The 10,406-nt window shown below is 41.0% G+C and carries 10 protein-coding genes and 1 riboswitch; of the genes, 5 read left to right on the forward strand and 5 right to left on the reverse strand.

The annotated features are described in order from the left end of the window. Positions 1–198 precede the first annotated feature (198 nt). A riboswitch (THF riboswitch) is annotated at positions 199–294 on the forward strand. 42 nt (positions 295–336) lie between these two features. After that, positions 337–876, forward strand: a complete 540-nt coding sequence (locus B808_RS03215; protein WP_009166468.1) for a folate family ECF transporter S component — start codon at positions 337–339, stop codon at positions 874–876. Positions 877–970: 94 nt separating this feature from the next. Here the strand turns inward: B808_RS03215 and ppk1 are convergent, their stop codons facing one another. The 4 genes from ppk1 to B808_RS03235 all read right to left on the reverse strand — a co-directional run bounded on the left by ppk1 (position 971) and on the right by B808_RS03235 (position 6,705). After that, positions 971–3,085: a polyphosphate kinase 1 gene (gene ppk1, locus B808_RS03220; protein ID WP_035421896.1), complete on the reverse strand. Its 2,115-nt coding sequence runs from the start codon at positions 3,083–3,085 to the stop codon at positions 971–973. Next, on the reverse strand, positions 3,075–4,463 hold the full coding sequence (locus B808_RS03225; protein WP_035421898.1) for a DUF2252 domain-containing protein: 1,389 nt from the start codon (positions 4,461–4,463) through the stop codon (positions 3,075–3,077). Before B808_RS03225 ends, ppk1 begins: the two co-directional genes overlap by 11 nt. A 113-nt stretch (positions 4,464–4,576) precedes the next feature. Next, positions 4,577–6,046, reverse strand: a complete 1,470-nt coding sequence (locus B808_RS03230) for an APC family permease (RefSeq protein WP_404825385.1) — start codon at positions 6,044–6,046, stop codon at positions 4,577–4,579. Positions 6,047–6,171: 125 nt separating this feature from the next. Next, the gene (locus B808_RS03235) at positions 6,172–6,705 is read right to left on the reverse strand and encodes a hypothetical protein (RefSeq protein WP_035421903.1); all 534 of its coding nucleotides are present in this window, start codon (positions 6,703–6,705) and stop codon (positions 6,172–6,174) included. A gap of 89 nt (positions 6,706–6,794) precedes the next feature. Between B808_RS03235 and B808_RS03240 the strand changes: the two genes are divergently transcribed. The 4 genes from B808_RS03240 to B808_RS06370 all read left to right on the forward strand — a co-directional run bounded on the left by B808_RS03240 (position 6,795) and on the right by B808_RS06370 (position 9,622). Next, on the forward strand, positions 6,795–7,976 hold the full coding sequence (locus B808_RS03240) for a thiolase family protein (protein WP_035421905.1): 1,182 nt from the start codon (positions 6,795–6,797) through the stop codon (positions 7,974–7,976). Between the two features lie 114 nt (positions 7,977–8,090). Further along, positions 8,091–8,615, forward strand: a complete 525-nt coding sequence (locus B808_RS03245; RefSeq protein ID WP_009166462.1) for a GNAT family N-acetyltransferase — start codon at positions 8,091–8,093, stop codon at positions 8,613–8,615. A gap of 11 nt (positions 8,616–8,626) precedes the next feature. Then, positions 8,627–8,803 carry a hypothetical protein gene (locus B808_RS06545; RefSeq protein ID WP_155830453.1) on the forward strand — a complete coding sequence of 59 codons (177 nt, stop codon included), beginning with the start codon at positions 8,627–8,629 and terminating at the stop codon, positions 8,801–8,803. Between the two features lie 216 nt (positions 8,804–9,019). Further along, complete coding sequence (locus B808_RS06370) at positions 9,020–9,622, forward strand: L,D-transpeptidase (RefSeq protein WP_051393802.1); 603 nt, start codon at positions 9,020–9,022, stop codon at positions 9,620–9,622. Positions 9,623–9,778: 156 nt separating this feature from the next. Here B808_RS06370 and B808_RS03255 read toward each other — a convergent pair. Beyond that, the coding region (locus tag B808_RS03255; RefSeq protein ID WP_035421909.1) for a glycoside hydrolase family 73 protein at positions 9,779–10,406 on the reverse strand (628 nt) is incomplete at its 5' end.

Raw genomic sequence — 10,406 nt, forward strand, 5'->3', positions numbered from 1 at the left:
ATCAATCGCTTGACAACTTTATTAGTATACCTGGTTGGCGAAGATTCGTCAACTACTTATCTCAAAAAATATTAGCCAATTAGGAATAACAAACTTTAAGACATCAACTACTATACGAAAAATATTACGTACTGTCAACTAATCGTGTAACATTATCATCTTTTGGTTAAACATGTTACACTTACTCGGTACAAAATTTTTGGGGTAGGAACTCGCGCGTTAAGTGCCAGCGGAACGGAATGTGAACGCTGGACGAAAAGCACAGCTTGCGATGCTTGTTCCGCATTCGCCACTAATCTCACCATTTGGTGGCAGCTCCAGTCAGGAGATGTCAATATGTTTAATGGTTTCAAAAAATGGGGGTTACGCTCTCTAAGTATCCGTGGAATGACCTATCTTGCGTTGCTCATGGCAGCCGAGCTGGTCTTAGATCGATTTGCGATCGGTAACAGTAACGTCAGATTTACATTCTCATTTCTAATCGTGGCTCTAATTGCCAAGTGGTATGGTCCATTTTGGTCAATGGGTGTTGCTGTCATTATCGATTTTATTTCAACAATGCTCAGCGGGCAGCCCTACTTCATTGGTTTTACCATTTCGGCCGTCCTGGCGGCTCTCTGGTACAGTATCTGGTTCTACCAGCAAGAAAACATTTCGCTGAAGCGAACTATTTTTGTTTCGTTAATAATCGCTGTGATTATCAACATTGGTCTGAACTCCCTCTGGGTCGCTATACTGGCTAAAACTTCTTTTTTTTATTTTCTACCGATTCGTTGCTTAAAAAACTTGATTTCTTTTCCAATCCAGTCTTTCTTGCTCTATTGGTTCCTAAATAACCAAACCTTGCAACGTTTAAAACCAAACGTCTTCAAATAACAACCGGAGCGACCGTCATTCGCGCTGGCAACCATTTTAACCTAATTCAAAAGGCGCAACCGGTTATTAGCCGTCTGCGCTTTTTGCTTATAGTTCACCGAACTAAGTGAAATAGTTTCCCTAAGCGGTTCCACCAATGCGTCCCTGTTAACGAATCCTGGGGTAATGCTGCTTGTAAAAAGAAGTGCTGGGCAGATTCTCCTTTGGGACTTTCATATTTATAGTAGTGTCCTTTTTCATTCATAAAAAATCCATCAACATCATCAGCACTATAAATCTGAATAATTTGTTCTAATTTTTGTTGCAATGGTCCTGATGGAACGGGGGCTGCCAATTCAACACGATTATCCATATTTCTAGTCATCAGATCAGCAGATGACAGCCAAACTGAAGTTGTTTCATCGTAGAAGGCATATATGCGACTATGCTCTAATAACTGGCCAACTACACTAGAAACGACTATTTGTTCCTTAGGTCCACAAACTCCTGTCTGCAAACAACAAGCCCCTCTAACAATCAAACGAAACGGCAAGCCGACCTGTGCAGCATCATAAATAGCAGCAATCACATCAACATCCGTTAGTGAGTTAACTTTTAAAAAGATATGTCCATGACCCGTTTTTAAGTAATGCGCCTTAACCTTTTGAATATTTTGGATAACCATATCCTCAATTCGATGTGGTGAAGCTGTTAGTACTTGGTATTTAGGTGGATCTGCCACCGGTTGTTCCAAATAGTTGAAAAATGCGGCTAAATCACTAACATACTCCGCACGACTCGAAAACAAACTGAGATCAACAAATCCCTTCGCTGTCTCTTCATTATAGTTTCCAGTCCCAATCTGCACGTACCCTTCTGGTTGGGAACCATCCTTCGTCAGGACTAAACAAGTCTTACTGTGAACTTTCATATATTTCTTGCCAAATACTACGTTACAGCCAGCATCTTCAAGTTCGCCAGTCACTTTCAGGTTGTTAGCCTCATCAAACCGCGCCCGCAGCTCAATCATAACCGTAACCTGAATTCCCTGCTGTGCGGCTCGTTTTAATAATTCGATTACTTGGGAATGTTCAGCGACCCGATAGATGGTTTGCTTAATCGCCACCGTTTTCGGATCAGCAATTGCTGCCCGCAAAAACTCTAAAAATTGATCAAAACTATCATATGGATACTGTAATAATAAATCATGCTGATCCAAATACCGTAAAATCGAAGTTGAAGCTGACCATATTTGCCCATGAACGGGGGGATATGCCAATCCTGGATGTTGTGCCTTTAAGCTTTTAACCAACGGAAATAAAAAGGTTAAATCTAGCGGACCAGCTAGTTGATAAACCGCTTGATTAGCAACCTTAAATTTCTTTACAAATTCTTTCACGAACTCCGGATTCGTTTGTGCCGTCTCTTCTATTTCAAGTAGGGTAATGCGACCCTTCTCTCGATCAGCGAGATAATGTCGCAAATTTCTAATGGTATCTTTATTATTTCGATCCTTTTCAACATCTAGGGTTGCATCCAGATCACGAACCAAGCGAAAAGTTAAAATCGATTCAATTTGACCATCATCAAAAAGGTTGGCAAGATTATTCCGCATTAAATCTTCAACCAAAATCTCTTTGCTTCCAGCTGGATCAGTAATTTTCACTAACCGTTGCAAATTTTCCGGAATCGGAACTAGTCTAATTTTACGCTTGGTTTTGGTTTTGAGTAAAACGGCTAAACCCATCCGTTTGTTTTTTAAATAACTTAAACTGTAATTATCAACGTACGTAGTAAAACTCAAAAATGGCAAAATCCGCTGATCGAAAATCTGATCCGCTCTAGCGCGACTATGTGGGTCTAAAGCGGCATAGCTGGTAAGTTCACAAAGCTGATCATCATGGAGTCGATCTCGAAGCTGGCGATAGTATTGATACTGCAATTTGAAATTTTTAGCATTTCGATGCCGTAATTTTTTTAAAATCTTAGAGTAACGTAATCCGGACTTTTTCTCAATTTCATCATTAGTAAGTTCTAACTGACTCTGCAGACTCGGAATTCGCACACTATAAAATTCGTCAAGATTATTAGCAGCAATCGCCAAAAAGTTAAGTCGATCCAGCAAGGGCGTCGTGGTCTCATTAGCTAATTCGATTACGCGCCGATTAAATAACAGCCAGCTAAGATCACGATTATCACATTTGGATTCGTAAATTTGATTATTTTCCATCGTGCTCCCCTTTAATAAAGGTTTGGTAATCCAACTCTACCTGATTGACATAATTATTAGCAAATTTACCAAATGCCGCCAGCATCCAGTCGTGACTCTGTAAATAACCGATAATCATGGGATAGGTCGGCGATTGACTATGAGCACGTGCTAACAAACTCATACAAACGGACACATAATCGCAAAAGGCACCCCAATCCAGTTTTTCTAGTTTGACCGAGCCCTTCATATCTTTGAATTGACGAACGTAGTAACTGTACTTCTTTGTATCAAAATAGCCCAAAAATGTATCAGAAGAACTTTGGAGAACACGCTGACAGTTTACAATTTCCTCCCCAGGGGAATGTTTCTTGTCAACATAGACCATTGAATTTTGATAAATTGGCAACGCCTGTTTTACTTGTAAAACATGGTAGTCGCCATTCGGATTTTCTAACAAAATCAAATAGCACAAGGTTCCGACGCTTCCAACCCCCACCACATGTCTAACAATATCAACAATATGAAATTGACTTAAAAATTCACGAACATCGCTACGCGATTTGCCGCGATAGCGATAATAGCCGTTAGCTAATCGACCATAGGTTTTGGCTCCCACGTGGACCGTAACCGGTTCCTTCTCAATAAACCGGCGTTTCCCATCTACCAACTCCGTGTATTTCTTTACGGCATAGTCCGAATTACTCCCGATTGCCTTTTTAACGGTCTTGCTAACTAACTTAGTGTAGGAATCATCGAAAGCATCCTTATTTCCATTTAAAACATCAAAGGTCGCGGCAATGTTTTCCATAGTATTGGTTGCGGTAAACCTTTCAATTGCTGGCAATTCATGCAAATGGATTAACGTATTTAGATATGTTTTCATGACCACAGCTAGGTGCGGCAACACCTGTTTTTCAATATCAAAGCCTTGCTGTTTTGCAACTAAAACCGCACTAATCAGCAAACGTTTAACATCATATTCCCAATGCCCCACATGAGACTCGTCAAAATCATTCATATCAAACAACAATTGGCCCTCAGGAGAACCGTAGTACCCAAAGTTCCCAAGGTGCGCGTCCCCACCAATTAAAACTCGGATATCACTTTGATAGAGCTGATCGAAATCATAGTTCATCAAATCAACGGTGCCCCGAAAAAAAGCAAAAGCAGACTTACTCATTCGCTGGCGTTTAACCTTCAATAATCGCTTATACAGCAACGAATTTCGAACATCCATGATTTTTTTAAGATTACGTCGATGCGCTGTAAAGTGCTCAATAGTTGCCTGATCGGCATCAATTCCCAACCGCTGACCTTCTTCGATTAGCTCACTATCAGTTTTCGTATTGATGTCTGTTTGGGTGAAATTGTATGGAACAATGATTGGCTTGCTCATTGAATGTCTGCCATCCCTTCATAAGTGCAATAAATTATCATTATTATACATTCCTGATTACCACGATACAAACCATTAACTAACAAAAGAGCCCGTTAGTTGCGGGCTCTTTTTTAGCTATTTTCATTGCGTTGCTTTCCCGTCGTTTCAGCTGGCGGTAGTTTCGAGTCAGCATGTCTAATGCCATAGCTAAAGTAGATGATGACTCCAACGATAAACCAGACTAACGAGTAAATTTTTGCATCAAAACTCAGCGCTAAAAAGATTGCTAGTGAACCTAGAAATCCAAGGATCGGCAGCACTGGGAAAAATGGTTCTTTGTAACTTGCTATCGGCAGATTGCGCCCTTCCCGATTACGAAGCGGATACATGGCCAGTGAAACCGCCATGAAAGAAATTAGTGTTCCTGCAGAAATCAACTGGGCCAAAAAGGTAAAAGGAAAGATCCCCCCCAGTAAGATTCCAAAAATTGTCACAATCCAGAGGGCATTGCTGGGTAAATTATGCCGATTCAATTTCCCAATTTTAGTTGGAATCATCTGGTCTCGACCAAAGGAATAAATCAATCGGGAACCAGCCATCATCATTCCAATCAAGGCCACTAACATTCCAACCACTGCCACGGCTTGAACGACCGTGGCAACCCACAAATGTCCGGAATTACGCAAAGCCCAGCCGACTGGTTCAGCGTTGTTAGCATAATTAGTGTATTTAAACATTCCAACCAGCACCAGCGATACTCCAACAAAGAAACCCGTTGCTAGTAAGAGTGACCCGATAATTCCTCGAGGCATCGTTTTTTGCGGATTCTTTGCTTCGGCCGAGTTAGCTGCAATCGAATCAAACCCAATGTAGGATAGAAAAATAGTCGAAACTCCAGCATAGATCCCCTGCCAGCCCCCAAAAATGGAGCCATCGGGGTTAGGACGAGCCTTCGGTATAAAAGGAACGTAATTTTGCGTCTTAATCGCAGTTGCTCCTACCACAATGAAGGTAATAATCGCTAATAATTTGAGAATGATCAAAACCTTAGCAACCTGAGAACTCTTGGTATCTCCCAAGAACAGGATGCCAGCTACCAGTGCCACTACCAGCACCGCCAACAAATCAATCACTCCCCCGTTTACTCCAAGCGCAAAAGCAAACATATTTGGTAGCCGCCAACCTAAGGGAGCAAACAATCCCTGCAAGTTAGAAGACAGTCCAGAAGCCACAAAGGCCACTGCAATCAGATATTCTGCCAACAGGGCCCAGCCAACGATCCAGCCCCAAAATTTACCAAATAAGACCGAAACCCACGAATATGCTGAACCAGCAAACGGAAGTGCTGAAGCCATTTCCGCATAGTTCATCGCTACTAACCCAGCGACAATTGCTGCGATGATAAACGAAATTACAACGGCTGGTCCTGTGTACTTAGCCGCTACAATCCCGGGTAAGGTAAAAATAGATGTTGATAAAATCGTTCCCAGCCCTAAAGCTAGCAAATCTCTAACCGTTAAAGTTTTTTTCAACGACTGATCTTTGCTAACATAGAAATGATAGTCTACCTTTTCATTCATTTTTCTTAGTACTTTGATAATGAATCACCTCATTTTCCCCTAATTTAGTTACAGCAGCTTTGCATTGAAGCCTTGTGCTTAAGTTATTCTTATCATTTTAGCAAAAAAATTTAGTTATTTCACTATTATTTTAAATTTGCTGTCAATCATTCCTGGTCCAATTTAATTCCCGCTTGCGGGTGTTGTTCCAAATATTGCTGCGTAAAGCTCTGTACTGCTGCTCGGTCAGAAAAAACCACTCCCTCACGTCGCATGGCGGCAACTAAATCACGATAAAATTGATCTAGCTGTGGATTAGAAAGGTCCTGAAGCCCCCGAGCATTGATGTTAACCCAATCAATCAAATGTTGGGCATTTGGTAAAAGTCCCTGTTTTCCTAAATAACTGAACAAACTTTTTAGTGCCTGAGGGATCATTTGGTACAGCTTTGCCGTTTTTTCATCGTCTTCCATTACCAAAACAAAGCGAGAAAACATCACATCTGCAACTAGCTGATCATCCCAAGTAGCTGGTTTTCGCTGATAGCCTCCTAATGTAATCTGACTAAAGCTATCGACAATCGCATGAACATCCTGTAATTGGGTAGCCGTCAGTTGCAACATAGCTGGCATTTGATCTAGCGCCGCCAGCCAGGTATTGATGGTTTGTTCTACTTGTTGCATTTGGGGTTCATGATCCATTGTTATCAATCCTTTCTTTCGCATCATTATACTATCAATCGAGTTATCGGTATAATGAACCTCAGGAAAAATTTTAAAGGAGTCTTTTCATGGAAAAAGTTGTAATCGTCAGCGCACGACGCACCCCCATTGGAAAAATCAACGGTCAACTGCGTGATTTTTCATCGGTTGAACTCGGAATAATCACGGTCAAAGCCATTCTTGCTGAAACAAAGCTCGACCCTCGTCACGTTGATCAAGTAATCTTTGGAAACGTTGTTCAAGCTGGTGGTGGTCAAAATGTCGCCCGGCAAATTGAATTGGGGGCTGGAATCCCCAACCAAAGTACCGCTGCTACCATTAATCAAGTTTGTGGCTCGGGGTTAAAGGCCATTCGACTTGGACAAATGGCTATTCAGTGCGGTGACTGCGATGTCGTTATTGCCGGTGGAACTGAAAGTATGTCAAATGCTCCCTTCTTGAACCGACACGTCCGCGGGGGTCATAAATTTGGCGGATTTACACTGGAAGACAGCTTAGAAAGTGATGGTTTGAATGATTATCAAACCAACCAGCCGATGGGACAAACCGCCGAGCAAGTTGCCCAGCGTTTCCAAATTAACCGAGCAGCTCAAGATCGCTTTGCGCTTTCTTCGCAACAAAAAGCCGCTGCTGCAAATAGTGCAGGAATTTTTTCGCATGAAATTGTTCCGATTACCAACCCTCACCACGGTCAAACTCAAGTTATTGCAACTGATGAGGCAATTAGACCCGAAACTAGTCTAACAAAGTTACAACAATTAAAACCCGTCTTTCAAACCAGCGGAACCGTGACCGCTGGCAATGCTGCTGGGCTCAATGACGGCGCAGCAGCAATCCTCCTAATGAGTGCTACCAAAGCCAGCCAGCTTGGCCTTGAGCCCCTTGCGATTCTCGATGATTATGCCGAGGCTGGTTGTGACCCAGCCATCATGGGTTATGCGCCTACCTATGCTGTTCAAAAACTACTGGCAAAGACTAATGAAACTATTTCAGACTTTGACTTAGTGGAGTTAAATGAAGCCTTTGCATCCCAGAGTCTTGCTGTTTGCCAAGCATTGAAACTGGATCTTGACCGATTAAACATTTATGGAGGGGCTTTAGCACTTGGACACCCTCTCGGAGCCTCCGGAACAAGAATTGTTATTACACTAATTAATGCACTAAAAAACACGCAGAAGAAGCGCGGTTTAGCCACGCTCTGTATTGGTGGTGGCATGGGGATGGCCATGACTCTCCACCGACCCGATTAGCTGATTCTTTGCAGTGAACTTCATCCAAAACTAAACAGCTTTCTTGTTGTAAAACCACCTGGAATTAGCTATAATTTAAATTTGTTAATTTAAACTAGTTAGGAAGTGTACATTATGACGAGAGTTTACGTTCGCAAGGCAACCGAAAAGGATATTCCCAAAATTTGTGAAATTATAGATGCTGGACGGGGATATTTAAAAGAACAAGGCATTAACCAATGGCAAGGGGCTTATCCTTCACCGGAAGATATCAAAAAGGATATTGATAATAGTGTCTCGTATGTAATCGACGTTGACGGTGCGGTTGCTGGCTCTGCAACACTACATCTCGGTCTAGATCCTGACTATTTAGATATGAAGGAAGGCACTTGGAAAAATGGTGTTGAAGCTCACTATTCGGCTATTCACCGTGTTTCTGTCTCTCACGACTACCGCGGACAGGGTCTTTCTGGAAAATTAATCAGTGGTCTGTTAACGGTTTCTAGTTTGTTAGGCTTTAAAGATGTCCGCATCGATACCCATCCCAAAAACAAGGGAATGCAACATGTTATTCTTAGCAGTGGCTTTGAAAAACGGGGCGTGATTTGCACCAAAGTTGAAGATGACGATCGTTTTGCCTATCAAATGGAAATTAATTAGGAGAGTCCACAATGGGAACATCAGCTGTTTTAGCTAAATTAATTATTATGGTAAGTGTTGCCATCATTACAGCCAGTGGCGCCTTAGCTTGGAGTATTTGGCATGAAAATCAGCTGTTTTCACTACGTAGCGGGCTTCTCTTTGGACTAGATCTTATCCTGCTTGGCATCTTAATTGTCTTATTATAAGTAAAAAATTTTAAAACCACGTCAGAAATAATTTTCAGTGCGTGGTTTTTTGTTGTTCTATTATAAAGCTTAGAATTAAAAATAATAATTGAAGTGTTTATAAAACATTTATTAACAAAAACTATTTCATATTTTAATTCGATGTTGTACAATATACTCAATACATGTGTTATTATTTAGTGAATGTTTTTGTTGATTTTCTAAGGGAGCACCACTGTGCATAAATTAAAGCTATATTTAATTTTAATCGTCGGGTTATTAGGCATCGTTATTGGAGCTGTCCCAGCCGATGCTTGCAAGCGACCACCCCTAATTGCTCCAAGCCATACCCAGCTAAATGGTAAAAGGGTCGTCGACTGGACCAAGCCCACCGGGAAGAAATATATCGACCTAACTAATGTACCAGCTACTGAATTAAAAATCGTTGTTGATCAAAAAAAACAAATTATCAATGTCTATCAAAAAAATAAACTAATTGAACAATTTCTCTGTTCTACCGGGAAAGATACAAAGACCACCAGGACTCCAGTCGGTAAATTTGCCATTCAACCTGAACATGGTACCTGGTTTTACAACAATAAGCCAGGTATTGATGAGGGGGCTCGAAACTTTATTAGCTTTAAAGGAAATGGTGTTTACCTCTTTCATTCAGTTGTGATGAACCCACAAAACCAACCTATTATGAGTCGTCAGGGAAACCTTGGCAAGTTAAATTCACATGGCTGCATTCAGATGAGTCTCCCCGATAATATTTACTTTTATAAAACTTTTTCCCAAAAAAATAAAATTGGAACTCCTGTCATTATTAAACCACTGTAATTAATCTAATATAAATTACTTGCCAACCTTTTCATCGGCCACGAGTAACTACTGTTTTTGCTTGATGCTGGTGAAAAAACAACTAAAAAAACTAGTATAATAAACCATTAAAAAACCCAGGCAGTTATCATTACTGATAACTGCCTGGGTTTTAAATTAAAGTGCTTGGTCAATCCAGTTTAGACCGTTGTACTCAATGATATTAATCAAAGTAGTAGCATAAGTTGGTGATGTTGCATAACCATCTTGTTTAATCTTATAACAAACATCAACATAGTTTCGATTCCATAGTAGGTTCGAATACCGCGAGTTTACATAGAGAAAACGTCCATGATCTTGAATACTTTCGGCCAAACTAGGATAAGCTCTAAACCAGTCTTGAATGTGAACGGAACGCCCATTATAAACTTCCCAAGTCCACAAAAGTTGGGACATTCCATTATATGAACCTTTGATTCCAAAAAGATTATTGCCTGGAGCAGCATTACCCCAACTACTCTCACAAATTGCTTGTGCAATCGATAGACTTGGCAAAATCCCATATTGTTTCCACGTTTGAATGGCTCCGCTTAGTAACGACCCAATAAACGAATTAGAGGTTTTGTAAGCTAGTTGTCCCCAGTCGTTAAAGTAAGCAACGGTATTGTTGCCAACATTAACAACGTCATTCGTTACTTTTAAATAGGTGCTTGGATCAAAATAATACGTTGAGCCAAACCAGTCACGAAGTCCCGTTACAATCCGACCATCATCGCCGAACATGTACCACATGCCCCACTGTGAT

Source organism: Fructilactobacillus florum 8D (genome assembly GCF_000512295.1).
GTDB lineage: Bacteria > Bacillota > Bacilli > Lactobacillales > Lactobacillaceae > Fructilactobacillus > Fructilactobacillus florum.

Excerpts from the sequence above, each read along its gene's own strand:
- B808_RS03240 (WP_035421905.1), top strand. The coding sequence starts at position 6,795 with ATGGAAAAAGTTGTAATCGTCAGCGCACGACGCACCCCCATTGGAAAA.
- ppk1 (WP_035421896.1), bottom strand. The coding sequence starts at position 3,085 with ATGGAAAATAATCAAATTTACGAATCCAAATGTGATAATCGTGATCTT.
- B808_RS03215 (WP_009166468.1), top strand. The coding sequence starts at position 337 with ATGTTTAATGGTTTCAAAAAATGGGGGTTACGCTCTCTAAGTATCCGT.
- B808_RS03245 (WP_009166462.1), top strand. The coding sequence starts at position 8,091 with ATGACGAGAGTTTACGTTCGCAAGGCAACCGAAAAGGATATTCCCAAA.
- B808_RS03235 (WP_035421903.1), bottom strand. The coding sequence starts at position 6,705 with ATGGATCATGAACCCCAAATGCAACAAGTAGAACAAACCATCAATACC.
- B808_RS03225 (WP_035421898.1), bottom strand. The coding sequence starts at position 4,463 with ATGAGCAAGCCAATCATTGTTCCATACAATTTCACCCAAACAGACATC.
- B808_RS06545 (WP_155830453.1), top strand. The coding sequence starts at position 8,627 with ATGGGAACATCAGCTGTTTTAGCTAAATTAATTATTATGGTAAGTGTT.